This window comes from Mesorhizobium sp. B2-4-6, assembly GCF_006442775.1.
GTDB lineage: Bacteria > Pseudomonadota > Alphaproteobacteria > Rhizobiales > Rhizobiaceae > Mesorhizobium.
The window spans coordinates 95,243-121,996 of record NZ_VFVI01000003.1 but is presented as its reverse complement, the minus strand read 5'-3'; the positions used below and the strand labels follow the sequence as shown (position 1 = coordinate 121,996).

The following is a 26,754-nucleotide window of genomic DNA, read 5'->3' as shown; positions in this document are numbered from 1 at the left end:
CAGGGAGGAACGGCATGTACACGAATACGCTGAACTTCGGACTTGATCCCGACATCGAGGCGCTGCGCGATACCGTGCGGCGCTTCGCCCAGGACAGGATCGCGCCGATCGCGGCCGAGATCGACCGCTCCAACGAGTTCCCCGCGCATCTGTGGGTCGAGCTCGGCGCGCTCGGTCTGCTCGGCATCACCGCCGATCCCGATTTCGGCGGAACCGGCATGAACTATCTCGCGCATGTCGTGGCGATGGAGGAGATTTCGCGCGCATCGGCCTCGGTCGGACTCTCCTACGGCGCGCATTCGAACCTCTGCGTCAACCAGATCAACCGCTGGGCCACCCCGGCGCAGAAGGAGAAGTACCTGCCTGCCCTTTGCTCGGGCGAGACGGTCGGCGCGCTGGCGATGTCGGAACCAGGCGCCGGCTCGGACGTGGTGTCGCTCAGGCTGCGCGCCGAAAAGCGCAACGACCGCTATGTGCTCAACGGCTCGAAAATGTGGATCACCAACGGCCCCGACGCCGGAACGATGGTGGTCTATGCCAAGACCGATCCGGACCGCCATTCGCGCGGCATCACGGCCTTCATCGTCGAAAAGACGATGGCCGGCTTTTCAGTCGCGCAGAAGCTGGACAAGCTCGGCATGCGCGGCTCCAACACCGGCGAGCTGGTGTTCGAGAATGTAGAGGTGCCGTTCGAGAATGTGCTGCATGAGGAAGGGCGCGGTGTCGAGGTGCTGATGTCAGGGCTCGACTATGAGCGCGCGGTGCTCTCCGGCGGGCCGATCGGGCTGATGGCGGCCTGCCTCGACGTCGCCGTGCCTTACGTGCATGAGCGCAAGCAGTTCGGCCAGCCGATCGGTACGTTCCAGCTGGTGCAGGGCAAGCTCGCCGACATGTACTCGACGATGAACGCCGCGCGGGCTTATGTCTACGCGGTGGCCGCCGCCTGCGACCGCGGCGAGACTACGCGCAAGGACGCCGCAGGCTGCGTGCTCTTCGCCGCCGAAAAGGCCACGCAGATGGCGCTCGACGCCATCCAGTTGCTCGGCGGCAATGGCTACATCAACGATTATCCGGCCGGGCGGCTGCTGCGCGACGCCAAGCTCTACGAGATCGGCGCCGGCACCAGCGAGATCCGCCGCTGGCTGATCGGGCGCGAGATCATGGCGGAGGGGGTGTGACAGTGACGACGCTTCAAACCCAAATCTCCCCGTCCTCCGACACCTTCCGCGCCAATGCCGAGCGCATGCGCGCGCTGGTGGCCGACATCGCCGAGAAGGCGGCAAGCGTCGAGCGCGGCGGCTCCGACGAGGCGCGTGAGCGCCACCAGGGCCGCGGCAAGCTCTTGCCGCGCGAGCGGCTGGCGCAGTTGCTCGACACCGGCTCGCCCTTCCTCGAGGTCGGCCAGTTCGCGGCATGGTCGATGTATGGCGAGGACATTCCGTCCGCCGGCATCATCACCGGCGTCGGCCGCGTCGAAGGCCAGGAAGTGATGGTCGTCGTCAACGACGCCACGGTGAAGGGGGGCACCTATTATCCGCTGACGGTGAAGAAGCATCTCAGGGCGCAGGAGATCGCGCTGCAGAACAATTTGCCTTGTGTCTATCTGGTCGACAGCGGCGGCGCCAATCTGCCCAACCAGGACGAGGTCTTCCCCGACCGCGAGCATTTCGGCCGCATCTTCTACAACCAGGCCAACATGTCGGCGGCCGGCATCCCGCAGATCGCCTGCGTGATGGGTTCCTGCACGGCCGGCGGGGCCTATGTGCCGGCGATGTCGGACGAGACGATCATGGTGCGCAACCAGGCGACCATTTTTCTCGGCGGCCCGCCACTGGTGAAGGCCGCCACCGGAGAGGATGTCAGCGCCGAGGAGCTCGGCGGCGCCGATGTCCACACCAGGCTTTCCGGAGTCGCCGATCACTACGCCATGGACGACGAACACGCCTTGGCCATTTGCCGGCGCATCATCCGGAACCTGAATCGCAACAAGGCCGTAAGCCTGAATTTGCAGAAGCCGATTCAACCGCTTTACGATCCGCGGGAACTCTACGGCGTCGTGCCGACGGATCTGCGCCAGCCCTATGACGTGCGCGAGGTGATCGCGCGTCTCGTCGACGGTTCGGAGTTCGACGAGTTCAAGCAAAACTACGGCACGACTTTGGTCACCGGCTTCGCGCATCTGCACGGCATGCCGGTCGGCATTATCGGCAATAACGGCGTGCTGTTTTCCGAAAGCGCGCTCAAGGGCGCGCATTTCATCGAGCTCTGCTGCCAGCGCGGCATTCCGCTGGTCTTCCTGCAGAACATCACCGGCTTCATGGTTGGGCGAAAATACGAGGCCGGCGGCATCGCCAAGGACGGAGCCAAGCTGGTCATGGCGGTCGCCACCGCGAAGGTGCCGAAGCTCACCGTGATCATCGGCGGTTCCTTCGGCGCCGGCAATTACGGCATGTGCGGCCGCGCCTATTCGCCCCGCTTCCTGTGGATGTGGCCGAACGCGCGCATCTCGGTGATGGGCGGTGAGCAGGCGGCGACGGTGCTCGCCATGGTCAAGCGCGAGGGCATCGAGCGCAAGGGCGGTGAATGGAGCGCCGACGAGGAAGCGAAGTTCAGGAAGCCGATCCTGATGAAATACGAGCATGAGGGCCACCCGCTCTACTCCTCGGCGCGGCTCTGGGATGACGGCATCATCGATCCGGCCAGGACCCGTGAAGTGCTGGCGCTCAGCCTCTCCGCGGCGCTCAATGCCGGCATCGAGGAGACGAAATTCGGCGTGTTCAGGATGTGACGATGGGCGCTCTCGGCGACAGGATCCGCGTGCACACCGGCGACATCACCAGGCTCGCGGTCGATGCCATCGTCAACGCCGCCAATTCATCGCTGCTCGGTGGCGGCGGCGTCGACGGCGCCATCCATCGCGCGGCGGGGCCGGAGCTGGTCGCCGAATGCCGCACGCTTCACGGCTGCAAGACCGGCGACGCGAAGCTGACCAAGGGTTACCGGCTGCCGGCGTGCTATGTCATCCACACGGTGGGGCCGGTCTGGCAAGGCGGCGGCAAGGGCGAGGCGGAGCTGCTCGCCTCCTGCTATAGGCGTTCGCTCGAAATCGCCCGCGACCATGACTGTCGCACCATCGCCTTCCCGGCGATCTCGACCGGCATTTACCGCTTTCCCAAGGACGAAGCGACCAGTATCGCCGTAGGCACGACAGCCGACTTCTTGCGACAAAACACGGTGCCGGAGGTCGTTACTTTCTGCTGCTTCGACGACCAGATGGCGGAACTTTACCGGCGGGCCGCTGCTGACGCTGAGAAAGACTGAACTTATGGACCACGCGATTCCACAGTACAGGCAAGTGCGAATTTCCAAACGCCCGCTGGCGCGGGCGAAAAATATTCGTTATTCCTCATCTTGCACTGGGCAAATGGGGTTGGGTGGAAATGATCTCGAAATATTGCCGCAAGCCGATCGTCTCGATGCTTGCCGTAGTTCTAATATTCGCAGCACCCGCCGCCGCGGTGGCAGAATCGCTGGCTGGCAAGATGGGGGACAAGCGGTTTGCTCCAAATTTGTCGCTGGATCCAAAGGAAGCCTGCTACAAAACTTATCTCGCCTACAAAGCGGCGAGCGGGCATTCCGCCTACGCGACGACCTTCTATTCGCGGGTGGTCGATCTTTACATAATTTGTGGAGCAAAACTCAACGCGCCGACTCAGAAGGCGGCGGAAGAGATCGCTTTGCGCAACTGCCAGTACGGCCTGAAAAAGTGGAAGGTCAGAACCGCGAGCGGCGGCTGCGCGATCGCAGTTTCGAAGTAAATCGGCGCCTTCTGGACTGGCGCCACCCGCAGAAAAACGGGAGGGCTCCATGTTCGGTAAGATCCTGATCGCCAACCGCGGCGAGATCGCCTGCCGCGTCATCCGCACCGCCCGCAAGCTCGGCGTGCGCACCGTTGCCGTCTATTCCGATGCGGACGCCAAGGCCCTGCATGTCGAGATGGCCGACGAGGCGGTGCATATCGGCCCCTCGCCCGTCGGCGAGAGCTATCTGCGCAGCGACAGGATCGTGGCGGCGGCACTCGCCACCGGTGCCGAGGCCATCCATCCCGGCTACGGCTTCCTGTCGGAAAACCCCAATTTCGTCGATCAGGTGACGGCGGCAGGCCTCGTCTTCATCGGCCCCTCCGCCGCCTCGATCCGCGCCATGGGATTGAAGGACGCCGCCAAGCGGCTGATGGAAACAGCCGGCGTGCCGGTGGTGCCCGGCTATCACGGCGAGGCGCAGGAAATCGTGTTGCTCGCGTCCAAGGCGCGCGAGATCGGCTATCCGGTGCTGATCAAGGCGCGGGCCGGCGGCGGCGGCAAGGGCATGCGGCGCGTCGACCACCCCGACGATTTCTCGGAAGCGCTGTCCGGCGCGCGGCGCGAAGCGAAAGCAGCGTTCGGCGACGATCGCGTGCTGGTGGAAAAATATGTCGACAAGCCGCGCCATATCGAAGTGCAGGTGTTTGGCGACAATTTCGGCAATGTCGTGCATCTCTATGAACGCGACTGCTCGGCGCAGCGCCGCCACCAGAAGGTGATCGAGGAGGCGCCCGCCCCCGGCATGACGCCGGTGCTGCGCAAGGCGATGACGGAGGCGGCCGTGAAGGCCGCCAAGGCGATCAATTATTCGGGCGCCGGCACGATCGAGTTCATCGTCGACGCCTCTCAGGGGCTCAAAGCCGACCGCTTCTGGTTCATGGAGATGAACACGCGGTTGCAGGTCGAGCACCCCGTCACCGAGATGGTCACCGGCGTCGATCTGGTCGAATGGCAGCTTCGCGTCGCATCCGGCGAAAAACTGCCGAAAATGCAGGGCGAGATCGCGCTTGCCGGCCACGCTTTCGAGGCACGCCTCTATGCCGAGGATGCCGCGAAGGGTTTCCTGCCGGCGACCGGCACGCTGCATCATCTCAAATTCCCCGACGCCGCGGCGGAAGGCGCCGCGATGCGCATCGAGACCGGCGTGCGTGCCGGCGATGCGATCTCGCCCTTCTATGACCCGATGATCGCCAAGCTGGTTGTTTACGGCAAGGACCGGGCCACGGCGCTCGGCGCGCTGCGTGATGCCCTCGCCCGGACCGAAGTCGCCGGCTCGACCGTCAACACCGCCTTCCTGGCGGCGCTCGCGGCCGACGCCGATTTCGCGGCCGGCGACGTCGATACCGGGCTGATCGGCCGGCATCAGGAGGCGCTCACCACCATTCCCGGGCCGGGCGACGAGACGATCGCCGCGGCGGCGCTTGCCGCGATGGATGCCGGCACGCCGGGTCCCGCCGCCGATCCCTGGTCCACGCTTTCCGGCTATGCGCATTTCCACACGCTGTCGCGCCGCATTCGCCTGCGCCATGGCGAGGAGAACATCCTGGCCAAGGTTTCGGCACGGCCGGACAGCCGCTTCCAGGTGGCGCTGGAGGCACCGCATGATGCGGTGAACACGCACGATTTGCGGACCATGCCGCATGCCGCCCGCTGGCCCGGCCACGTTACCGTCTTCGAGGGCGCGGTCGGCTATACGTTCACGGTTCCCGATCCGCTTGCCAAGGCCGACGAGGCGGGAGCCGCCGCAGGCAGCCTGCGCGCGCCGATGCCAGGCCTGGTCAAGCTGGTGCGCGCCGCGGCGGGCGATGCCGTGATCAAGGGCCAGCCGCTGTTGATCCTCGAAGCCATGAAGATGGAGCATATGATCGCCGCCCCGCATGACGGCGTGATCGCCGAGATCGCGGCCGAGGGCGCACAGGTCAGCGACGGCACGGTGCTGGTCCGGTTCGCGGAGGACGGCCAGGGCTGAATAGCTATGTCGGCGGGACAGCGCCGGCCTCGCCTGTACGTCAATGCCACGGCACAAACGAAAATGGCCGGGACGAGCCCGGCCATTTCCTCGATTGCAGAACCGAATTACGGCTGGATCGGCGCGTATTTGCCGTCGTGCCACTGGTTGATGTCGTAGCTGGCGTTCTTCAGGTCGCCCTTCTCGTCGAAGACGACGTCGCCGACGACGGTGCTGATCGGCTTGCCGTCCTTGAGCGCCTCCGCGACCTTGGCCGGATCGTCGGTGCCGGCGCGCTTGACGCCTTCAGCCACGGCCTGGATCACCGCATAGGAGAACAGCGTGAAGCCTTCCGGCGTGAAGCCGCCGGCCTTGATCTTGGCGACGGCGTCCTTGGCTTCGGGCTTCGACTGCGGGTCCGACGGGAAGACAAACATGGTGCCTTCACCGGCCGGGCCGGCGACCTGCCAGAATTCCGGCGAGGCGATCGAGTCCGGCATGATCAGCTGGAACTTGACGTTCTGCTCGGCCGCCTGACGCAGGATCAGGCCCGCCTCCGGGTGATAGCCGCCGAAATAGACGACATCGGCCTTCAGTTCCTTCAGCTTGGTGACGAGGGCCGAATAGTCCTTCTCGCCGGCATTGATGCCTTCATAGTCGACTTCCTTGAGGCCGCCGGCATTCATCGTCGCCTTCACCGCATCGGCGACACCCTGGCCGTAGGCGCTCTTGTCGTGCAGGACGACAACATTCTTGCCGGCGTATTTCTTGGCGATCCAAGGGCCGATGAAGGCGCCCTGCGCGTCGTCACGCGTGTAGAGGCGCATGATGGTCGGCCAGCCGGCCTTGGCCGCGGCATCGGTCAGCACCGGGTTGGACGAGGCGGGGCTCATCATCAGCGCGCCGGCTTCGGCATAGACGGCCGAGGCCGGAATGCTCGAGCCCGAGCAGGCATGGCCGTCGACGAACTTGACGCCGTTGGCGACGATGCGGTTGGCGACCGAGACCGCCTGCTTCGGATCGCACTGGTCGTCCTCGATGTCGAGCTTGATCTGGGAGCCGTTGACGCCGCCAGCGGCATTGATCGCGTCGGCGGCAGCCTGCGCGCCCTGCTTGAACTGGTCACCGATGGTGGCGAGCTGGCCGGTCATCGGGCCGACCACCGAAATGGTGATGTCGTCGGCGAAGGCAACCGAGGCGCTCATCATCAGGCCAAATGCGGCCGCGCTCAAAATACCCAATTTTTTCATGACTATAAGAACTCCTCCACTTGCGCGCGCCGCTCCGGCCGCGCTTCTTCCACAGAGCCGGGACAATTTCACCCTTCGCCGAAACTGTCGAGAGCACAATGCGGAAGGTTTTGGTTCATTTAGGCGAGGATTTCTTGGGCCACGCGGCCGATTACCACACGTAATGCAAAAAGCCGCGCCGGCCTTGTCCCGGCCGGTCGCGGCTTTTTTGCAATCGAGCTTCCCCGGCGCCCCGCGCCTGAACCCCGCTCGCTTCCCTGTTCTTGCGTGGCTTCGGTTGTTTCAACCTGCCGCGTTCTCGTTCTTCTTGACCGGCCGTCTTTTCGCGGCCTTGTCCCAATGAATTTCCGAGCGTTGCGCGCTCAGGATCAGTGCATCGTCATCCATTCGCGCGCTTCGCGCAGCGCCGTGGCGATCTCGACTTTCGACATGGTGGCCGACAGCTCCGAGCGCAGCTCGGCGGCGCGGACCGAGCCCTTGATCGCGGCGATGTTGAACCATTTGTGGGCGGCAACGACATCGGTCTCGCAATCGCGGCCGGTCGCATACATCATGCCCAGTTCGAAAAGAATGTCGGCCTGGGCAGTTGCCCCCATGGCGCCGAAGCCGTCTTCAAGCATTTCAAAACGTGCCATTTCAATCCCCTGTCTGGCTCCCGAGAGCTGCCTCCTTTTCCCTTGGGGCGGGGCGCTCTTTCGATGCTTTCGAGGATGACGGCTGGCCTTGAATCTGTCGTTAAATGGCTTGCTTAATTTGAGGAAAACAAAGCTAAAACAAGAGGTAAACGCGAAAAACTGTTAAGCATGGGAATCCAGCGTTTCAGCCATTTTGCATCAAATTCGATGAAAATTGCCGCGAGCGGAATCAAGACTTCGCTAACCACGGAAACCGAAGCGTTTTTCGAGTTTCGTTTATTCCGGGCAATGCAGGGCGCGAAAATCCTTGCAACCTTCCGTGGCGGCACCGCTTTTGTTTTGGCGGGAGCTGGATTAGCTTTACCTTTGCGTAAGGGGCAGGAAGGCGGACCGGAGCCCGCCGCAACCCCATAGGGAGGAGGACAAGATGTTTCGAAAGATGAGCCTGGCCCTGGCGGCCACAGTGATCATGGCGAGCGCCGCGTGGGCCGACCCGATCGAAGGCAGTTGGAAGACGCAGTCCGGCGAGACGGCGACGATCGGCGGCGGCGGCTCGTTCTCCATCACGCTCAAGACCGGCAAATATGCGGGCAAGACGATCGGCTCGATGAAGGCGACAGGCGACAACAAATATGCCGGCAACATCACCGACCCGGCGAACGACAAGACCTATTCCGGCAAGGCGACGCTCACGGGCACGACGCTCAAGATGAGCGGCTGCGTACTTGGCGGCCTGATCTGCAAGAGCCAGACCTGGCATAAGCTCTGATCGCCAGATTCCAGATCATCCGAAACGGGGCCGAACGGCCCCGTTTTCCTTTGGAGCGGCGGCGCTCCGCCGGACCGGCGCTGCGCCACCGGCACCTGTTCAAGACCTCGTCAATCAATTTGAACCGCAGATGAATACCAGTCTCAGAACCGGTTCAGAGGCATTCCGGCATTCTCTCCCGCATTGAAGGAGAGAGAAATGCTTGCCCGTCGCTTCGCAATCGTCTGCCTGCTGATGAGCCTGTTTGGCATGTTCTTCGCCATTCTCGTTGCGGAGGCCGGTCATTCGGCCCGCCCGTGGGAACGGCCGGTGCCTGCGTTGTCGGCCTCGTGAACCAATTCAAGCGTTGAAACGACCAAGCTGGAACGGGGACACCACTAAAATGAACCGCATCGCCGCCATCGCAACCAATGCCCTTCGGCTGCTGCCGCGGGCGACGCTCATCCTGATGCTGCTTGCCGCCCCCGTGTTGGCGGTGCCGATGATGCGCGCCGACACGGGCAACAGGATCGAGGCGCCGCCGCACAAGAACACCAGCGTCGGCTTCGTGCTGCTGATCAGCCTGCAGCGCGGATAAGGCAGCCGAAGAAAAACGACGCGCCGGACCGCTTGAGGCCTGGCTCCCCCTCCCAAGCGCTCTCCTGAGTCTCTATATTGAGCCATGGAAAAGCGAATCTACCCCCAAGCCATCGAATCGGTCGTCATGCCGGAGCCCTTCGGCAAGCAGAGCTTCCACGACGCCAAAAAGGCCGTTGCGGCGCTGCAGACGCTCTACGACCGCAACACAAAATTCCTGCGCGATTCCTTCGCCGCGCTTGCCGCTGGCGGGGACGAGAGCAAGCGCTACCGGGCCTTTTACCCGCAGATCGGCGTCACCACGACCTCGTTCAGCCAGGTCGACTCGCGCCAGGCCTATGGCCATATGCCGACGCCCGGGCATTTCGCCACCACGATCACCCAGCCGCAACTGTTCGAGAACTATCTCATCGAGCAGTTGAGGCTCATCATGCGCAATCACGGCGTGACGGTGACGGTGGCGGAATCGACTACGCCCATCCCGCTGCATTTCGCCTTTCTCGAAGGCACCTATGTCGACGGGGCGGCCGCCGAGCGCATCAAGCGGCCGATCCGCGACCTGTTCGACGTGCCGGATCTCGACGGCACCGACGACCAGATCGCCAACGGCACGTTCGAGGTGGCGTTTGGCGAGCCGCGGCCGCTGGCGCCGTTCACCGCGCAACGCATCGATTATTCGCTGCACCGCATGACGCATTACACAGCGACCAGCCCGCAGCATTTCCAGAATTTCGTGCTGTTCACCAATTACCAGTTCTACATCGACGAATTCGTGGCGCGAGCCCGCGAGCTGATGGCCAGTGGCGACAGCGGCTATGTCGAGTTCATCGAACCCGGCAATGTCGTGACCCGGAACGGGGCAACGGCATCGGAAGGCACGTCGCCGCAGCGCCTGCCGCAGATGCCGGCCTACCATCTGAAGAAGCCCGGCCATGGCGGCATCACCATGGTCAATATCGGCGTCGGCCCATCCAACGCCAAGACGATCACCGACCATATCGCGGTGCTGAGGCCGCATGCCTGGGTCATGCTCGGCCATTGCGCGGGCCTGCGCAACACGCAGGCGCTCGGCGACTATGTGCTGGCGCATGCCTATGTGCGGGAGGACCATGTGCTGGACGACGACCTGCCGGTCTGGGTGCCGATCCCGCCACTGGCCGAAATCCAGGTGGCGCTGCAGGAAGCGGTCGCCGAGGTGACTGGTTTGTCGGGCTACGACCTCAAGCGCATCATGCGAACCGGAACCGTCGCCACCATCGACAACCGCAATTGGGAACTGCGCGACCAGCGCGGACCGGTGCAGCGCCTGTCGCAGTCGCGCGCCATCGCGCTCGACATGGAATCGGCCACCATCGCCGCCAACGGCTTCCGTTTCCGCGTGCCCTACGGGACGCTGCTGTGCGTCTCCGACAAGCCGCTGCATGGCGAACTGAAGCTGCCCGGCATGGCGACCGAATTCTACAAGCGGCAGGTGGCGCAGCATCTCACCATCGGCATAAGGGCGATGGAGAAGCTGGCCGAGATGCCGATGGAGCGGTTGCATTCGCGCAAGCTGAGAAGCTTTTCCGAGACGGCATTCCAGTAGACGCGTGCCGGCCAGCCACCGGCGAGGCAATCGGTCGTCTTGCTTGAGCCGCAATTTGGCCGATAAGCGATCCGGGTGGAAGGCTGGGACAGTCGGAGCAAATGACAACGGGCGGCGCGCGCTTGAGCATGATGGCTCAACTGACATTCCTGGCGATGATGGCATGCTCGGCCGCGTTGCTGGCCGGATTCTTCGGCACGCTGCATCCGGCGTTCGATTCCTTCTCGCATTTCCGCATGCATCTGAGCGTGCTGACGGTCTTGCTCGCGCTGGCGCTGCTTGCCGGCCCCTACCGGCTGCAGGCGGTCGCCGCGCTGGTCTTCGCCATCGCCTGCTTCGCCACGACGACAAGCGCGCTGCCGAGATTGTCGACGCCGCAGGCGGTCGCAAAGCCGGCCGACAGGACCGTCTATAGCCTGCTGCAGATGAACTTGCGCTTCAACAATCCGACGCCGAAGAAGGTGCTGTCGCTGATCGGCCGGACCAATCCGGACGTCATCACGCTCGACGAAGTGTCTGGGATGTGGGCGAAGGAGCTCGGCTATATTGCCAGCGCCTATCCCTATCGGATCCTTTGCGACTATCCCTACGGCATATTCGGCGTCGCGCTGCTTTCGCGCCGCCCCTTCGCCGCCGGCACCGCGCCGCGTTGCGAGCCGCGCGGCGCGATGGCGACCGCCACGATCGATTTCGGCGGCATTCCGGTCAACGTCGCCGCGATCCATCTCAGCTGGCCGTGGCCGAAGGAGCAATACTGGCAGATCGGCGAACTGGCGGAACCGCTGGCCAGGCTCGGCGAGACCGCCATCATGGCCGGCGACTGCAACGCCGTGCCGTGGAGCGCGGCGGTGCGGCGGGTGGCGCGGCTCGGCGGCATGACGCTGATGCCGTCGGCCGGCCCGACCTGGATCCACCGCACGCTGCCCGACGTCCTGCGCCGCTATGCGGGCCTGCCGATCGACCAGGTGTTCAGCAAGGGCGGGGTGACGATCCTGTCGTCGGCCCGGCTGGAGGATACCGGCTCCGACCATTTGCCTGTGCTGGTCGAATTCACGCTGCGGTCCGACAGCAACGCGCCCGAGGACGAGCACAAGTCGGCGCTGGCGACGAATACCTCGTCCAGTGGGGCACGTGGCTAGACCACCTCGACAGGTTCCAAGTCGATCGGACTGTACAGTGTCTCAGTTTGAATTGACCGGATGATCGCCAGCGTCAATCGCCTGTCGCCACGAGCCGAACTTGGATATCCTTGCCGCAAAATCATGGGCCGGTGACATGGCGCGAGTTTGGAAGATTGTACGCCATGGGGCGGCCGACGAATGGGAAGACTCTATCCCAGAGAAGTTGCTGCCCGAAGGCCAGCTAGCTGTGCTTCTCTCGCGGCTAGTTTTAAGCCACCTGCCACCTGCCGCGACATTGCCACGAAACGCACCGCGCTACACGACCTCGCTTACAGTGAAGAATGACAGACTGGGCAACAAGAGCTTCGTCGTGTACGCGAGCGGCAGCCGAATACACTACATTGCGACCTTGGAGGACGCTTCGGGTGCCGACCGGACCTGAAGGCTGAGAAACCCACCGGACGTCGGCAACTGCGCGTCCGGCCAAGTAGACCACAGTTCAGCAGTGGCTTCTGGGCCTATTTCTTGATCAACGCATCGACCAGTTGCTCGACATGGCCGCCGTCGCGGTGCTCGCGCGCGTCGAAGGCGTTCTGCCTGGCCTCGTAATCGGCATAGATCGTGTCGATGCGACGCCTGGCGTCCCGGCGAAGACCGGTGCAGAACCAGTTATCCTGCCGCTTCAGCCCGGCAAGCGCCGTGTCGGTCGCCCGCATCATCTGCTTGGCTATGCGGCCATGGGTGTGCTCGTGCTGGCGCACGCCAGCCATGAAACGCTCCCAGCGCCTGCCCAGGGCCGGACCAGCCTGCGACATGCGGCGCGGAAACGTGTAGGTGATGTCGATCGTGCCGTTGGCCTGCCGCAGCCGGCAGATGCCGTTGTCGCGCGTCACATCGAGCTTCCAATGCACAGCGTAGCCAGTCTCGGCGATGGCGCGCGTGGCATGGCCGTGCCTCGGCCCCAGGCCGTCCATCGCCTCGATCAGTTCCGCGCCGGTCTTGCCGGCGACGTCGTAGGTGCGCACATGCACGGTCAGCCTGGTGCCGGCGGAGGCGGCCCCGCACAAAAGCACGCCGGCAGCAGCTAATATCGCCAGACTGGTCCGCCGCATGTCCGCCTCCTTGTTCGGGCGAAGCAGACCACACTCGGCGCGCGGCTTCAACGGCCTTGGCCGATAAGGCGCGGATCACACATGCGCCGGTAGACCGTGCCTTCGCCGGCTTTCTCTTTGGCGGCGGTCGAGACGGCCCGGTCGGGGCGATCACATCCCCTGATAAACCGGGCCCTCGCCGCCTTGTGGCGGCACCCAGTTGATATTCTGGTTCGGATCCTTGATGTCGCAGGTCTTGCAGTGCACGCAGTTCTGCGCGTTGATGACGAAGCGCACGTCCTTTGCCGCCGGATCGGCGGCGGCGTTGCCGTCCTTGTCCACCCATTCATAGACGCCGGCCGGGCAGTAGCGGGTCGAGGGACCGGCGAAGACATCGTGCTCGGAACGCTGCTGCAGCGCCATGTCGCCGACGATCAGATGGGTCGGTTCGTTCTCCTCGTGGTTGGTGTTGGAAAGGAACACCGAGGAGAGCCGGTCGAAGGTCAGCACGCCATCCGGCTTCGGATAGGCGATCTTCTGATGCTTGGAGGCCGGCTCGAGCGTCGCATAGTCGGCCTTGCCATGCTTCATGGTTCCGAAGGGCGAGAAGCCGAACAGCGTGTTCAGCCACATGTCGAGCCCGCCGATGCCGACGCCGACAATGGTGCCGAAGCGCGACCAGAGCGGCTTGACGTTGCGGACCTTCTTCAGGTCCTTGCCGATATCGGTACCGCGCCAGGCTTCCTCATAGGAAGCGAGCTCGTCATTGGCTCGGCCGCCGGCAATCGCCTCGGCCACATGCTCGGCCGCCAGCATGCCCGAGAGCACCGCATTGTGCGAACCCTTGATGCGCGGCACATTGACGAAGCCGGCCGCGCAGCCCATCAGCACGCCGCCGGGGAAGGAAAGCTTCGGCACGGACTGCCAGCCGCCCTCGGTGATGGCGCGCGCGCCATAACCGATGCGCTTGGCGCCTTCGAAGGTGCCGGCGATCGCCGGATGCGTCTTGAAGCGCTGGAACTCCTCGAAGGGCGAGAGATAGGGGTTCTTGTAGTTGAGGTGGACGACGAAGCCGACCGCCACCTGGTTGTCCTCGAGGTGGTAGAGGAAAGAGCCGCCGCCGGTCTTCATGTCGAGCGGCCAGCCGAAGGAATGCTGCACCAGACCCGGCTTGTGGTTCTCGGGCTTGACCTGCCAGAGCTCCTTGAGGCCGATGCCGAACTTGCCCGGCTCGCGGCCGTCGGCAAGCTGGTATTTGGCGATAAGCTGCTTGGCGAGCGAGCCGCGCGCGCCTTCGCCGATCAGCACATATTTGCCCATCAGCGCCATGCCCGGCGCGTAAGCCGGGCCGTGCGTGCCGTCCTTCTCGACGCCCATGTCGCCGGTGATGACGCCGGTGACGGCGCCGGCGTCGTTGTAGACAAGGCTTGCCGCGGCGAAGCCCGGATAGATCTCGACGCCCAGCGCCTCGGCTTTGGTGGCCAGCCAGCGGCACACATTGCCCAGCGAAACGATGTAATTGCCGTGGTTGTTCATCAGCGGCGGCATCAGGAAGTTGGGCAGGCGGAACGAGCCGGCAGGGCCAAGCACCAGGAAATGGTCCGCGGTCACAGGCGTCTTGAACGGATGATCGCCCTCCTCGCGCCAGCCAGGCAGCAGGCGGTCGATGCCGATCGGATCGACGACCGCACCCGACAGGATATGGGCGCCGACCTCGCCGCCCTTCTCAAGGACGACGACGGAAAGGTCCGGGTTGAGCTGCTTCAGACGGATCGCGGCGGCAAGGCCGGCGGGACCCGCGCCGACGATCACCACGTCGAATTCCATGCTCTCGCGTTCGATTTCGCTCATCGACCCCTCACTGGCTCGCCATGTTTTCGCATTGTGCTGGCTCACGCGCTGCATAGCGCATCAATTCGCGACGCGAAACCGGCGCCGACGTGACAACGCCGATTTCGACAAAAAGTCGCGGTTTTCCCTACGAAACGGTCGCGGCGCAGGCCATGGCCAAGCATAGGCCAGCGCCAAATGGATGAAAGGCCAGGCCGCGTCCGCATGTTTTTAATTGTTCGACGGCTTGGTTATCGGCAATACTTCGCACCATGCGCAGTCCAGAGCCAGCCGGCTTTCCATCAAAGCGCTTACTCTTCACGCCAGGCATGGCCTGGCGCGCGGTTCTTCCACTCCTCTTTTTATCCGTGCCGGCGCATACCGATCCGGTGAAGGTCTGGGCCACCGGCGCCTATTCCTTCTCCGACGAACTGGGCGGCTTCCGCATCACGGGTGCTTCCGGCATCGGCACCAGGGAAGACCCGCTGATCATCAGGGAGGAACTGAACACGGCGACGCCGGTGACGCTGACGATCCGCGCGACCAAGCCGATCGAGCCATTCGGCAAGGCAGGCCAGGTCGCCAACGGCGTGATGTATATGCGCATCGACGTGCTCAACAACAGCGCCCTGCCCTGGGTGGAATTCCAGTTCGAGCTGCAGGAAATCCTCGACCAGCCAAGCGTGTTCGGCGACGGCCTTTCCTTCGATCAGCGCAACAAGACGCCCGACAATATCTGGTCGAGCAATTTCGCCGATTTCGACCGCCGGTTCGAACCCTATGACCAGTTGCTGTTCAAGAACGGCAAGGTCGACCCGCTCAAGACGGCGACCTTCGACTTCCTGATCACCGACTACACGCCGCGCTGGACGTTTTACATCGTGCAGGATCCGCGCATCCCGACTGGGTGACCTCGACGAGGTTGCAAATCGGCGCCGCGCGGACGATGGTGGCGCGATGATTGCCGCCTCCCCCAGCACACCAGCCGAGATCGCCGAACTGCTCGCCTTTTATGCCAGCGCCGGCGTTGACGAGGCGCTTGAAGACGCGCCGGTCAATCGGTTTGCCGAAGCGGCGGCGAAGTCGGCCGAACGCAGGGCTGCCGAGCGGGCGCCAGCCGCACCGCCTCGCGACCCCAGATCCGAGAGCCGCCCGGTACCCGGGCAGGGCCCGGAGCGGCCCCAGGCGCCAGAGCCACAGACGCCATCATCCGGCCTCGACGCGCGCAATATTCCGGACGCTCCGGCGCGCATGCCGGCCGCCACCGTTCCCGACGAGGCGCAGGCGCTGCTTGCTCGGCAACTGGCCGCAAGCGCCTCGACGCTCGAGGAACTGCGCCAGCACATGGCCGGCTTCGACGGCTGTAATCTCAAATTCACCGCCAAGAACCTCGTCTTCGCCGACGGCAATCCGAAAGCCGACCTTATGTTGGTCGGCGAGGCGCCGGGCCGAGATGAGGACCTCGAAGGTCTGCCCTTTGTCGGCCGCTCCGGCCGGCTGCTCGACCGTATGCTCGCCGCTATCGGCCTCGACCGCAACTCGGCCTATATCGCGAACGTCATTCCGTGGCGCCCGCCGGGCAATCGCACGCCGACACCGCACGAGACCGAAATCTGCCGGCCGTTCATCGAAAGGCAGATAGAACTGGTCAATCCCAAGGTGCTGGTCAATCTCGGCGGTCCGTCGGCCAAGACGCTGCTCAACACGACCGAGGGCATCCTGCGCCTGCGCGGCAACTGGCGGGTGCACACGACGGCGTCGGGCATAGCCATTCCGGCGATGCCGACGCTGCATCCGGCGTACCTCTTGAGAACGCCGGCGCACAAGAAGCTGGCCTGGCGCGATTTTCTCGAGGTCAAGGCGAAGTTGAAGGGGTTGGCGATTGGCTAATCGCCCGCCCTTGTGGGGGAGATCGGACGTCGCCCCGGGCTTCGCCAATCTCCAACGCGGCAACCATAACCTCCGAGGTAATTGAAACGCTCCGCCCGCCGCCCTACTCATTCCCCCCATGACCATATCCGACCCTTCCGCCGGCAGCCTCATCCGCGAGTGGCGTACGCGACGGCGCATGAGCCAGCTCGACCTCGCCATGGAGGCCAATATCTCGCAGCGGCATCTTTCCTTCGTCGAAAGCGGTCGAGCCCAGCCGTCGCGCGACATGGTGCTGCATCTGGCGGAGCAGTTGTCGATTCCACTGCGCCAGCGCAACCAGCTGTTGCTTGCCGCCGGCTTCGCGCCGAGTTTCAGCGAGAGATCGCTTGGCGACGCAACGCTGGCGCCGGCAATGGCCGCGGTCGAGACCGTGCTCAAGGGCCACGAGCCTTTTCCGGCACTGGCGGTGGACCGGCACTGGAACCTCGTGTCAGCCAACGCCGCAATCGCACCGTTCCTCGCTGATATTTCCGAAGCGTCGCTGCTCCAATCGCCGGTCAATGTGCTGCGGCTCAGCCTCCATCCCGGCGGCGTGGCGCCGCGCATCGTCAATCTGGCGGAATGGCGCGCGCATCTGCTGGAGCGGCTGAAGCACCAGAACGATGCCACCGGCGATCCGGTGCTGATCGAACTGGAACGCGAACTGCGCACCTATCCGTCCGGCATGAGGAGCAGCCGGCCGGCGCCGGTCGAACCGAGCGGCATCGTGCATCCGCTGCGGCTCGCGCATGGCGATCAGGTGCTGTCGTTCATCAGCACGATCACGGTCTTCGGTACGCCGCTCGACGTCACGCTGTCGGAACTGGCGATCGAATCTTTTTTCCCCGCGGATGAGCAGACAAGGACGGTGCTGGTGCGATTGGCGAAAGAGCGGGCGACCGCTTCGTAGGCCTTCACCCCTGCGGCGGCGTGACGGTCCTGGTGCGCGTTCGCTCGAGGCCGAGCTGCCGCTCGCGCCAGATGATGAAGATGCCGGCGGCGACCACGATCACGCCGCCCGCAAGGGTGTTCAGCGAGGTCACGTCGCCGAAAACGAAATATCCGACGACGACGCCGAGGATCATCGAGGTGTATTCGAAGGGTGCCACGACCGAGGCTTCGGCATGGCGGTAGGCCGCCGTCATCAGGATCTGGCCGAGCCCGCCGCAGAAGCCCGCGGCAACGAGGAGCGCGGCCTGCATCGGTGTCAGCGCCTGCCAGCCGAAGGGCAGCGTGAAGAGCGACAGCACCGAAGCGGTCGAGGAGAACCACAGCACGATGGTTGCCGTCTTTTCGGTCTGGACGAGATTGCGCACCAGAAGCATGGCGACCGCCGAGATCGCTGCGGCGATCAGCGCGGCCATGACGCCCAGCACCTCGTGGTCGTCGAGGCCTTCATCGGAATTGAGCAGCGTCAGTTCGGGCCAGGAGATGACCAATACGCCGGCAAGACCGACCGCGACCGCGCTCCAGCGGTAGACGCGGATCGTCTCGCCGAGGAAGATCGAGGAGAACACGACGACCAGCAGCGGCTGGGCGTAGTTCAGCGTGATCGCTTCCGGCAGCGGCAGCCTGGTCAGCGCGAAGAAGCCGAGCCCCATGGCGCCGACGCCGACCACACCGCGCGCGACGTGGTTGAACGGCCGTCTCGTCGTGAATGCCGTGGCCAATTCACCCTTGAAGGCCAGGAAGGCGATGATCGGGAAGATGGCGAAGAAGGAGCGGAAGAAGACGATCTGCCCTGCGGGCACGTCGCCGGCCGCCTTGATGCAGGTCTGCATGCCGACGAAGACCGTCACCGAGACGATCTTCAGCGTAATGCCGCGCAGCGTGTTGTGGCCGATGGCATGATCGACGGTCATCTTGCCTCGTAAGGGTAGTCGGGAAACGAAGCCGCGAAATAGGCCAAGAGCAATTCCAGGAAAAGTGTGTAACGGTCTTCCGTCCGGAATTGCGAGACACAACCTATCCCGCAGTTTTGTCGAGTGGCCGTTTCGTGTAAAGAGCGCGCACCTCAGAATTCTTGGACCAGCCAAGCTGGCTGGCCGCCCGAAATCAACAGGAAAAGCCTAAGGAATGCGCACAGATACCGGCCATGTCTTCAAGCTCGAAGACTATCGCCCCTGCGACTATCTCATCCCGAGGACCAGCCTCGACTTCCGCCTGTCGCCGGACGCGACCCATGTGACCGCGCTGCTTACGATCGAGCGGCGCGCGGGCGTCGCCGCCTCGGCGCCGCTGGTGCTCGACGGCGACGGGCTGACGTTGCTCGGCATTGCCGTCGACGGGCATACGCTTCCGGCCAGCGACTATGAGGCGACGCCTGACCGGCTGACGATCCTGAAGCCGCCGGCGGCGCAGCGGTTCGAGCTGCGCCTGGAGACGGAGATCGCGCCTTCGCGCAACGAGGCGCTGATGGGCCTTTATCGCTCCAACAACGTCTATTGCACGCAATGCGAGGCCGAGGGCTTTCGCCGCATCACCTATTTCCTCGACCGTCCCGATATCCTGTCGGTCTACACGGTGCGCATCGAAGCGCCGCACAACGAGGCGCCGCTGCTGCTTTCGAACGGCAATCCCGTCGAACGCGGCGGGCTCGCCGGCGGTCGGCACTACGCGGTCTGGCACGACCCCTTCCCCAAACCCTCCTACCTTTTCGCGCTGGTGGCGGGCGCGCTTGGCAAGGTGGCGGGCAGCTTCACCACCATGTCCGGCCGCGAGGTCGAGCTCGGCATCTATGTGGAGCCCGGCAAGGAGCAGCTTGCCGGCTATGCGATGGACGCGCTGAAACGCTCGATGAAATGGGACGAGGAAGCCTTCGGTCGCGAATACGACCTCGACGTCTTCAATATCGTCGCCGTCTCCGACTTCAACATGGGCGCCATGGAGAACAAGGGCCTCAACGTCTTCAACGACAAATATGTGCTGGCCGACGAGGAGACCGCGACGGATGCCGACTTCGCCAACATCGAGGCGATCATCGCGCATGAATATTTCCACAATTGGACTGGCAACAGAATCACTTGCCGCGACTGGTTCCAGCTCTGCCTGAAGGAAGGGCTGACGGTTTACCGCGACCACGAATTCTCCGCCGACCAGCGCTCGCGGGCGGTGAAGCGCATCGCCGAGGTGCGCACGCTGCGCGCTCACCAGTTCCCGGAAGACCAGGGGCCGCTGGCGCATCCGGTCAGGCCGCGACGCTACCGCGAGATCAACAACTTCTACACCGCGACCGTCTACGAGAAGGGTTCGGAAGTGGTGCGCATGATCCGCACCATCCTCGGGCCGGAAACCTTCCGTACCGGCATGGACCTCTATTTCGAGCGGCATGACGGCGAGGCGGCGACGATCGAGGATTTTCTTAAAGTGTTCGAGGACGTCTCGGGCCGCGACCTGGCGCAATTCGCGCTCTGGTACCATCAGGCCGGCACACCGAACCTGACGGTGAGCTCCACGCACAATGCGGCGGCAAAGGAGTTCACGCTGGAGATCGAGCAGTCGGTGCCGCCGACGCCGTCGGAAAGCCGCAAGCGGCTGATGCATATCCCGCTGGCTTTCGGTCTTGTGGGCGCCAACGGCAAGCCCGTCACCTGGACTGCCGTCGAGGGTGCAATTGTGGATGACGGTGTCATCCACATCCGCAAGCGTCGGCACACGGTGCGCTTCTCGGGTATTTCGCAACGGCCTTCGGTGTCGCTCAACCGCGGCTTCTCGGCGCCGATCACGCTTTCGGTGCAGCAGAAGGCCGACGACCAGTTCTTCCTCGCGGCGCATGACAGCGACGCCTTCGCGCGCTGGCAGGCGGTCAACACGCTCTTGACCGATGCGCTGATCGCCGCCTTCCGCCAGATCCTCGGCGGCAAGGAGCCGGTGTTTGCGGCGCGGCTTGCCGAGCTTGCCGGCAGGATCGCCGGCGACGAAGCGCTGGAGCCGGCCTACCGGGCGCTCGCGCTGTCGCTTCCCGGCGAAGCCGATATTGCCCGCGACATCGGCAAGGGCATCGACCCAGACGCCATCTTTGCCGCACGCGAGGCGATGGCGCGGATGATCGCCGAGGCAAACCGCGAGGCCTTCCCGACGCTCTATGAGAGCCTCGCCGAGAAAGGTCCGTTCAGCCCGGACGCGGCGAGCGCCGGGCGCAGGGCCTTGCGCAACATCCTGCTCGACTATCTTTCGCTGCTGCCGGGCGGCGCGGGCCTCGCCGCAAGGCACTTCACCGCCGCCACCAACATGACCGACCGCGCCGCAGCGCTCGCCGTGCTGGCGCATCGCCATCCAGGCACGGCCGAGGCCGAAGAAGCTCTGGCCGCTTTCGAGGCCCGCTATCGCAGCGACGCGCTGGTACTCGACAAATGGTTCCAGATCCAGGCCGGTGTGCCGGGCGAGCGCACCGTTGACAAGGTGCGTGAGCTCATGCGGCACCCAGCCTTCTCGATCGCCAACCCGAACCGGGTGCGTTCGCTGATCGGCACCTTCTCAAGCGCCAACCAGACCGGCTTCCACCGCCCCGACGGCGAAGGTTACCGTTTCTTCGCCGAGACGGTGCTGGAAGTGGAGAAGCGCAACCCGCAAGTGGCCGCGCGTCTGGCCACGGCGCTACGCTCCTGGCGCTCGCTGGAGCCTGGACGTCAGGCCAAGGCAAGGCAGGCGCTGCTCGACATGGCGAAGGCCGAGAATCTTTCGGCGGATCTGCGCGATATCGTGGAACGGACGCTGGCGTGACTAGCAATCTACCCGATCGGCAGTTTCGACAAATTTCAATCAACTTTTAATCTTTTTCGCCCGCGCCACTGGACAAGGCGAATCAGCTTTGATTCTTTACTGACGATTCGGGCGTGCGGCGTAGCCGGATCATCCAAGTATGCGGCAGATCGGGGAGTGCCATTTATGGCCAAGGCGGACGCGTGGGGCGCGCCCGGAGGGAAGGCTTTTGCGCGTCGCAAGGCAAGGAGCGATGGACTTGCCGGCAATACGCGCCTGATCGCCGAACCCACTTATCAGCGGCTCCTGGCCGCCGAGCCGCTGCTGCGCCGGTCGATCCCGGCGCTGATCGTCGTTTTTCTCACCGTCATCGCCGCGCTGCGCTTCCTGTCGCTCATGAACGAGCATGACGAGATCGAGCGCGACGCCAAGGCCGTGCTGGCGCTGGCTGCCGGCCAGATGGCGCAGGCCGTCACCGCCGACCCCAGCGCGGCCGGCGTCAATGCCATAAGCCTCCTGGAGAACACCGGCCGCCAGGGCGCCATGAGCCGCGCCCATGTGCTCGCCATCACCGACGCCAACTTCAAGGTCATCGCCGTTTCGCCGCTGTCGACGGGCTGGCAGAGCCGCACGCTGGACAGCCTCGTGCTGGGCGGCCAGCCGCTGTTCATGTTCGGCGACCGCGCAGGCGTGATGGACGTCAGCATCTCGGGACAGGACTGGTTTGCCGCCGTCAGCCTCAGCGGCGACCGCAAACATGCGGCCGCCGTGCTGGTGCCGCAGGAAGCGGTGTTCGACAGCTGGCGCAAGTCGATGTCGCTCAACGTCACGCTGTTCGTGCTGACGGCGGGCGTGCTGATCGTCATCCTCTACGCCTATTTCGGCCAGGCGGCGCGCGCCCAGGCGGCGGACCGCATCTATCTCGAAGCGCATCAGCGCATCGACATGGCGCTGGTGCGCGGCCGCTGCGGGTTGTGGGACTGGGACATGGTGCGCGGCAAGATGTACTGGTCACGCTCGATGTACGACATGCTGGGCTATGAGCCCTGCGATACGATGCTCTCCTTCGGCGAGGTCGACGAGATCATCCACCCGGAAGACGGCGACCTGTTCGAGCTCGCCAACCGCATCATCGAACGCGAGATCGACCATATCGACCAGGTTTTCCGCATGCGCCATGCCGACGGGCAGTGGGTGTGGATGCGAGCCCGCGCCCAGGTGATCGACCCGGAGGCGCCGGAGATCCAGCTGATCGGCATCGCCGTCGACGTCACCGAGCAGCGGCACTTGGCGCTGCGCTCGGAAGCGGCCGACATGCGGCTCAGGACCGCGATCGAGAACATCAACGAATCCTTCGTGCTGTGGGATGCCGCCGAACGGCTGATCATGTGCAATTCGAAGTTCCAGAAGGACAACGGGCTATCGGACCGCGACGTGGTACCGGGCGCGACTCGCGATATGCTGGAGGAGCGCATGCTGGCCTTCGCCTCGGAGCGTAGGCTCGCCAATGCCAACGGGCCGCAGGGCGGCGTCAGCTTGGAGCGCCAGCTTGCCGATGGCCGCTGGCTGCAGGTCAACGAGCTCAGGACCCGCGACGGCGGCGTCGTTTCCGTGGGCTCCGACATCACGCAGATCAAGCTGCACCAGGAAAAACTGGTCGACAGCGAGCGCCGGCTGATGGCGACGATCCACGATCTCAGCCTGGCCCGCCGCGCCGAGGAGGAACGCGCCAGCGAACTGGTCGAGCTCAACCGCAAATACATGAAGGAAACCGAGCGCGCCGAGGCGGCCAATCGCGCCAAGTCGGAATTCCTCGCCAACATGTCGCATGAATTGCGCACGCCGCTCAACGCCATCATCGGCTTCTCCGAGCTGATGCAGCAGGGCCTGTTCGGGCCGCTCGGCTCCGAGCGCTACGAGGAATACGCGACCGACATCAACGGCAGCGGCAAATACCTGCTCGGCGTCATCAACGACATCCTCGACATGTCGAAGATCGAAGCCGGCCAGTTCTCGCTCGACCGCGAGGAGATCGACCTCTGCCCGCTGATCAAGGAGACGGTGCGCGTGATCTCGCTGCAGGCGGCGGAAAAGTCGATCAATGTCGAGACGCGCATCGCCGATGCGATGCGCGTCTATGCCGACCGCCGCGCGATCAAGCAGATCGCCATCAACCTGCTCTCCAACGCGGTGAAATTCACCGGACAGGGCGGCAAGATCACGGTCAGGGCTCGCAACACGTCCGGGGCGCTGCTGCTCACCATCGAGGACAATGGCTGCGGCATCCCCAAGCAGGCGCTGAGCAAGCTCGGACGGCCGTTCGAGCAGGTGCAGAACCAGTTCTCCAAGAACCACACCGGCTCGGGCCTCGGACTCGCCATCTCGCGCTCGCTGGCCGAATTGCAGGGCGGCGCGCTGAAGATCCGCTCGACCGAGGGTGCAGGCACCATCGTGTCGGTGCGCATTCCGCTGAAGAAGGCTCCGCCGACAGTGAAGGCGGCGGCCTAATTCATCCCGCGTTTCGACGCGCCCGCGCGAAGCAAGTGGCCAAAATCCTGCCTGACCTTCCGCGACGTCTCCTTGAGATGTGCTTCCAGCACGCCGAAATCCGGCAGGTCGGTGACCGCCAGCAGCAGATCCGAAAGTCCCGGCGGGACATCGTCGCGCTGGAACTCGCCGATGAGGCAAAGCCTGATCATCTGGGTCAGCGCCAGATAGAGCCGATAGGCCTCGCCAAGCTCTTCACGTACATCGGCTGAGGCGAAATCAGGAGAAAGCCGGGCCAAAATGTCGGCGGTCGCCGTGACCCGGCGACCGGGCTCGACATCGCCGGCGATGACCGCGACCTGGGCGATGAATTCGAGATCGATGAGCCCGCCCGGGATCAGCTTGATGTCCCAGAGGTCGCGCGGCGGCTTCTCCTTCTCGATCAGCGCGCGCATGTCCGAGGCCTCGGCTTTCACCTTGGCGGCATTGCGCGGCTGCGCCAGCACCACCGCCACCTCATCGTCGAGCTCGGCGCAGAGTACGGCATCGCCGCCGACGGCGCGGGCTCGTGCCAGCGCCATGTGTTCCCAGGTCCAGGCGTCCTGGCGCTGATACTTCTTGAACGCATCGATATGGGTGGCGACCGGCCCCTTGTTGCCCGAGGGGCGCAGGCGCAGGTCCAACTCATAGAGCACGCCTTCGGCCGTCGGCGCCGAGACGGCGGCGATCAGGCGCTGCGTCATGCGGGTATAGTAATGCGAAGGCGCCAGCGGCTTTTCGCCGTCGGAGTCCTCGGCATCCGCGTCGTGGTCGTAGAGCAGGATGAGATCGACATCCGAACCGGCCGTGAGTTCGCGGCTGCCGAGCTTACCCATGCCGAGCAGGGCCACCCTGCCGCCCGCGACCCTGCCGTGGCGCAGCGCGAATTCAGCGATCACCGCGTTCAGCGCCGCCTCGATGGTGAGGTCGGCGAGATCGGAGAAGGCGCGGCCGGCGCGCGCGGGATCGATCGAGCCGGCAAGCAGGCGCACGCCGATCAGGAATTTCTGCTCGGAGGCGAAGATGCGCAGGCGGTCGAGCACATCCTCATAGGCGCGGTCGCCCTCGATGAAGGCGGCAAGCCGCGCCGAAAGATAGGCGCGGTCCGGCAGTTCGGTAAGCAAGGCCGGGTCGAGCAGGCCGTCAAAGACATGCGGGCGGCGGGTGATGATGGCAGCCAGCCTCGGCGCCGCGCCCATGATGGTCGCCATCAGCTTCAAGAGCGCCGGGTTCGATTGCAGCAGCGAGAAAAGCTGGATGCCCGCCGGCAGGCCGGCGAGGAACTCGTCGAAGCGCATCAGCGCCTCGTCGGCGCGACGCGTCTGGCCGAAGGCTTTCAGCAGCGCCGGGGTCAGTTCGGTCAGCCTCTCGCGCGCCTCCGCCGACTGGGTGACGCGGTAGCGCCCGAAATGCCAGCCGCGGATGACGCGGCAGATGTCGCTCGGCCGCTGGAAGCCGAGGCCATGCAGCGTCTGCAGCGTATCGGGATCGTCGACATCGCCGGTGAAGACCAGATTGCCGACGCCGGCCGAGAGTTCGGGAGCGGTTTCGAAGAGCGCCGCGTAATGGCGCTCGACCTGCTGCAGCGAGGCGCGGAAGGCCTGCGTGAATTCCGCCTCGCCGGCAAAACCCATCATCAGTGCGATGCGTTTGAGCTCCTCGTCTTCTTCCGGCAGGATGTGCGTCTGCTCGTCGGCGACCATCTGGATGGCGTGCTCGACACGGCGCAGGAACCAGTATTGGCGGGTGAGCGCATCGCGGGCGTCAGCTGTGATCCAGCCGCGCGCGGCAAGCGCTGCGAGCATCGGCACGGTCTCGCGGCCGCGCAGTTCCGGGAAGCGGCCGCCGGCGATGAGCTGCTGGGTCTGGACGAAGAACTCGATCTCACGGATGCCACCGCGGCCGAGCTTGACGTTGTGACCCTTCACGGCGATCTCGCCATGGCCCTTGTGGGCATGGATCTGGCGCTTGATCGAATGAACGTCGGCGATCGCCGCGTAGTCCATGTATTTGCGCCAGACATAGGGTTGCAATTCCTTGAGGAAGGCGGCGCCGGCAGCAAGATCGCCGGCAACCGGCCGCGCCTTGATCATGGCGGCGCGCTCCCAGTTCTGCCCGCGCGCCTCGTAATAGCGAAGTGCTGCCTCGACCGGGATCGCCAGCGGCGTCGAGCCGGGATCGGGGCGCAGCCTCAGATCGGTGCGGAAGACATAGCCGTGCTCGGTGCGGTCCTGCAGGATGCGCACGAGACGGCGGGTGAGCCTGGAGAACAGTTCGGTCGCGTCGAGCGGATCGATGACGGCCGGCGCCTCCGGCTCGAAGAAGACGACGAGATCGATGTCGGAGGAAAAGTTCAGCTCATGCGCGCCGAGCTTGCCCATGCCAAGCAGGATCCAGCCTGAATCCCTGGCAGGCTCGGCCGGATGCGGTAGTTTGAGCTTGCCTTGCCGATGCGCGTCGAGCAGCAGGAAATCGACGGCGGCGCATGTGCAGGCGTCCGCAAGATCGCTGAGCCGGCGCACCGTCACGGAGGTCTCCGCCTCGCCTGAAAGGTCGGCCAGCGCGATCAGGAAATGCGCTTCGGTCTTCCATTGCCTGAGCGCCATCATCAGGCTCGCTTCCGAGGCGTCTTCCGCCTTGGCCGCGCCGCCGATCGCTTCGCCGATGGCATCGAGCCGCGCTTCGATCGTCAGGTCGAACAGCGTATCGAGGATCGCCGGCCGCCGGCGCGCCACATCGCGGAGGAAGGGCGAGAGGTCGAAGACGGCCGCCAGCAGATCCTGCAGCGGCCCCTGGCCCGCCAGGAACGCAGCGAGTCGGGAAAGCCCCTCCTCCTCGGCGGCGTCGGCGATTTCCGACAATTCGCGCCGGGCATGTTTCGCGTCCAGGGGGCGGAGCGCCAGTGTCGGGTTAAGCCGGAATTCGGATTCGATTTTCTTCTTCGCCAT

Annotated in this window: 23 protein-coding genes; 17 read left to right on the top strand and 6 right to left on the bottom strand. The window is 64.6% G+C overall.

The window, feature by feature from the left end; translation table 11 throughout:
- The first annotated feature begins 14 nt into the window (after positions 1–14).
- The 5 genes from FJ957_RS10500 to FJ957_RS10480 all read left to right on the top strand — a co-directional run bounded on the left by FJ957_RS10500 (position 15) and on the right by FJ957_RS10480 (position 5,832).
- Positions 15–1,178 carry an isovaleryl-CoA dehydrogenase gene (locus FJ957_RS10500; protein WP_140831081.1) on the top strand — a complete coding sequence of 388 codons (1,164 nt, stop codon included), beginning with the start codon at positions 15–17 and terminating at the stop codon, positions 1,176–1,178.
- Between the two features lie 2 nt (positions 1,179–1,180).
- The gene (locus tag FJ957_RS10495; protein ID WP_140831079.1) at positions 1,181–2,788 is read left to right on the top strand and encodes a carboxyl transferase domain-containing protein; all 1,608 of its coding nucleotides are present in this window, start codon (positions 1,181–1,183) and stop codon (positions 2,786–2,788) included.
- Between the two features lie 2 nt (positions 2,789–2,790).
- Entirely contained in the window at positions 2,791–3,321 is a 531-nt protein-coding gene (locus FJ957_RS10490; RefSeq protein WP_140831077.1) for an O-acetyl-ADP-ribose deacetylase, read from the top strand.
- A 119-nt stretch (positions 3,322–3,440) separates the two neighbouring features.
- Positions 3,441–3,818 carry a hypothetical protein gene (locus FJ957_RS10485; RefSeq protein ID WP_140831075.1) on the top strand — a complete coding sequence of 126 codons (378 nt, stop codon included), beginning with the start codon at positions 3,441–3,443 and terminating at the stop codon, positions 3,816–3,818.
- 49 nt (positions 3,819–3,867) lie between these two features.
- The gene (locus FJ957_RS10480) at positions 3,868–5,832 is read left to right on the top strand and encodes an acetyl/propionyl/methylcrotonyl-CoA carboxylase subunit alpha (RefSeq protein WP_140831073.1); all 1,965 of its coding nucleotides are present in this window, start codon (positions 3,868–3,870) and stop codon (positions 5,830–5,832) included.
- A 107-nt stretch (positions 5,833–5,939) separates the two neighbouring features.
- Here FJ957_RS10480 and FJ957_RS10475 read toward each other — a convergent pair whose 3' ends face one another.
- Complete coding sequence (locus FJ957_RS10475) at positions 5,940–7,061, bottom strand: ABC transporter substrate-binding protein (protein ID WP_140831071.1); 1,122 nt, start codon at positions 7,059–7,061, stop codon at positions 5,940–5,942.
- A gap of 368 nt (positions 7,062–7,429) precedes the next feature.
- Complete coding sequence (locus FJ957_RS10470; RefSeq protein WP_140831069.1) at positions 7,430–7,696, bottom strand: sel1 repeat family protein; 267 nt, start codon at positions 7,694–7,696, stop codon at positions 7,430–7,432.
- Between the two features lie 168 nt (positions 7,697–7,864).
- On the opposite strand from FJ957_RS10470, the gene FJ957_RS10465 reads away from it, so the two are divergent.
- The 7 genes from FJ957_RS10465 to FJ957_RS10440 all read left to right on the top strand — a co-directional run bounded on the left by FJ957_RS10465 (position 7,865) and on the right by FJ957_RS10440 (position 12,189).
- On the top strand, positions 7,865–8,110 hold the full coding sequence (locus FJ957_RS10465) for a hypothetical protein (RefSeq protein WP_140831067.1): 246 nt from the start codon (positions 7,865–7,867) through the stop codon (positions 8,108–8,110).
- A 13-nt stretch (positions 8,111–8,123) separates the two neighbouring features.
- Positions 8,124–8,465 (top strand): DUF2147 domain-containing protein, encoded by a 342-nt coding sequence (locus FJ957_RS10460; protein WP_140831065.1) that lies wholly within the window; start codon positions 8,124–8,126, stop codon positions 8,463–8,465.
- Positions 8,466–8,663: 198 nt separating this feature from the next.
- Complete coding sequence (locus FJ957_RS32425) at positions 8,664–8,798, top strand: hypothetical protein (RefSeq protein ID WP_281407672.1); 135 nt, start codon at positions 8,664–8,666, stop codon at positions 8,796–8,798.
- A gap of 49 nt (positions 8,799–8,847) precedes the next feature.
- On the top strand, positions 8,848–9,042 hold the full coding sequence (locus tag FJ957_RS10455; protein ID WP_140831063.1) for a hypothetical protein: 195 nt from the start codon (positions 8,848–8,850) through the stop codon (positions 9,040–9,042).
- Positions 9,043–9,168: 126 nt separating this feature from the next.
- Positions 9,169–10,626, top strand: coding sequence for an AMP nucleosidase (locus FJ957_RS10450; RefSeq protein WP_246685832.1), 1,458 nt, complete (start codon positions 9,169–9,171; stop codon positions 10,624–10,626).
- 101 nt (positions 10,627–10,727) lie between these two features.
- On the top strand, positions 10,728–11,765 hold the full coding sequence (locus tag FJ957_RS10445) for an endonuclease/exonuclease/phosphatase family protein (protein ID WP_140831059.1): 1,038 nt from the start codon (positions 10,728–10,730) through the stop codon (positions 11,763–11,765).
- Between the two features lie 100 nt (positions 11,766–11,865).
- Positions 11,866–12,189: a hypothetical protein gene (locus tag FJ957_RS10440; protein WP_140831057.1), complete on the top strand. Its 324-nt coding sequence runs from the start codon at positions 11,866–11,868 to the stop codon at positions 12,187–12,189.
- A gap of 76 nt (positions 12,190–12,265) precedes the next feature.
- Here FJ957_RS10440 and FJ957_RS10435 read toward each other — a convergent pair whose 3' ends face one another.
- Both FJ957_RS10435 and FJ957_RS10430 read right to left on the bottom strand, forming a co-directional pair.
- A complete protein-coding gene (locus FJ957_RS10435) occupies positions 12,266–12,859 on the bottom strand; it encodes a DUF922 domain-containing protein (RefSeq protein WP_140831056.1) in 594 nt (197 codons plus the stop codon).
- Between the two features lie 150 nt (positions 12,860–13,009).
- Positions 13,010–14,689: an electron transfer flavoprotein-ubiquinone oxidoreductase gene (locus FJ957_RS10430; protein ID WP_140831054.1), complete on the bottom strand. Its 1,680-nt coding sequence runs from the start codon at positions 14,687–14,689 to the stop codon at positions 13,010–13,012.
- A 251-nt stretch (positions 14,690–14,940) separates the two neighbouring features.
- Between FJ957_RS10430 and FJ957_RS10425 the strand changes: the two genes are divergently transcribed.
- The 3 genes from FJ957_RS10425 to FJ957_RS10415 all read left to right on the top strand — a co-directional run bounded on the left by FJ957_RS10425 (position 14,941) and on the right by FJ957_RS10415 (position 17,489).
- Complete coding sequence (locus FJ957_RS10425) at positions 14,941–15,579, top strand: hypothetical protein (protein WP_140831052.1); 639 nt, start codon at positions 14,941–14,943, stop codon at positions 15,577–15,579.
- Positions 15,580–15,625: 46 nt separating this feature from the next.
- Positions 15,626–16,558: a uracil-DNA glycosylase gene (locus FJ957_RS10420; protein ID WP_140831050.1), complete on the top strand. Its 933-nt coding sequence runs from the start codon at positions 15,626–15,628 to the stop codon at positions 16,556–16,558.
- A 118-nt stretch (positions 16,559–16,676) separates the two neighbouring features.
- A complete protein-coding gene (locus FJ957_RS10415; RefSeq protein WP_140831048.1) occupies positions 16,677–17,489 on the top strand; it encodes a helix-turn-helix transcriptional regulator in 813 nt (270 codons plus the stop codon).
- Positions 17,490–17,493: 4 nt separating this feature from the next.
- On the opposite strand, the gene FJ957_RS10410 is transcribed toward FJ957_RS10415, so the two are convergent.
- Positions 17,494–18,441, bottom strand: coding sequence for a DMT family transporter (locus FJ957_RS10410; protein ID WP_140831046.1), 948 nt, complete (start codon positions 18,439–18,441; stop codon positions 17,494–17,496).
- A 214-nt stretch (positions 18,442–18,655) separates the two neighbouring features.
- Here FJ957_RS10410 and pepN point away from each other — a divergent pair, with 214 nt between their 5' ends.
- Positions 18,656–21,301, top strand: a complete 2,646-nt coding sequence (gene pepN, locus FJ957_RS10405) for an aminopeptidase N (protein WP_140831044.1) — start codon at positions 18,656–18,658, stop codon at positions 21,299–21,301.
- A gap of 165 nt (positions 21,302–21,466) precedes the next feature.
- Positions 21,467–23,788, top strand: a complete 2,322-nt coding sequence (locus tag FJ957_RS10400) for a PAS domain-containing sensor histidine kinase (RefSeq protein ID WP_140831042.1) — start codon at positions 21,467–21,469, stop codon at positions 23,786–23,788.
- Here the strand turns inward: FJ957_RS10400 and FJ957_RS10395 are convergent.
- A complete protein-coding gene (locus FJ957_RS10395; protein WP_140831041.1) occupies positions 23,785–26,754 on the bottom strand; it encodes a bifunctional [glutamine synthetase] adenylyltransferase/[glutamine synthetase]-adenylyl-L-tyrosine phosphorylase in 2,970 nt (989 codons plus the stop codon). The two genes, FJ957_RS10400 and FJ957_RS10395, sit on opposite strands and share 4 nt — an antisense overlap.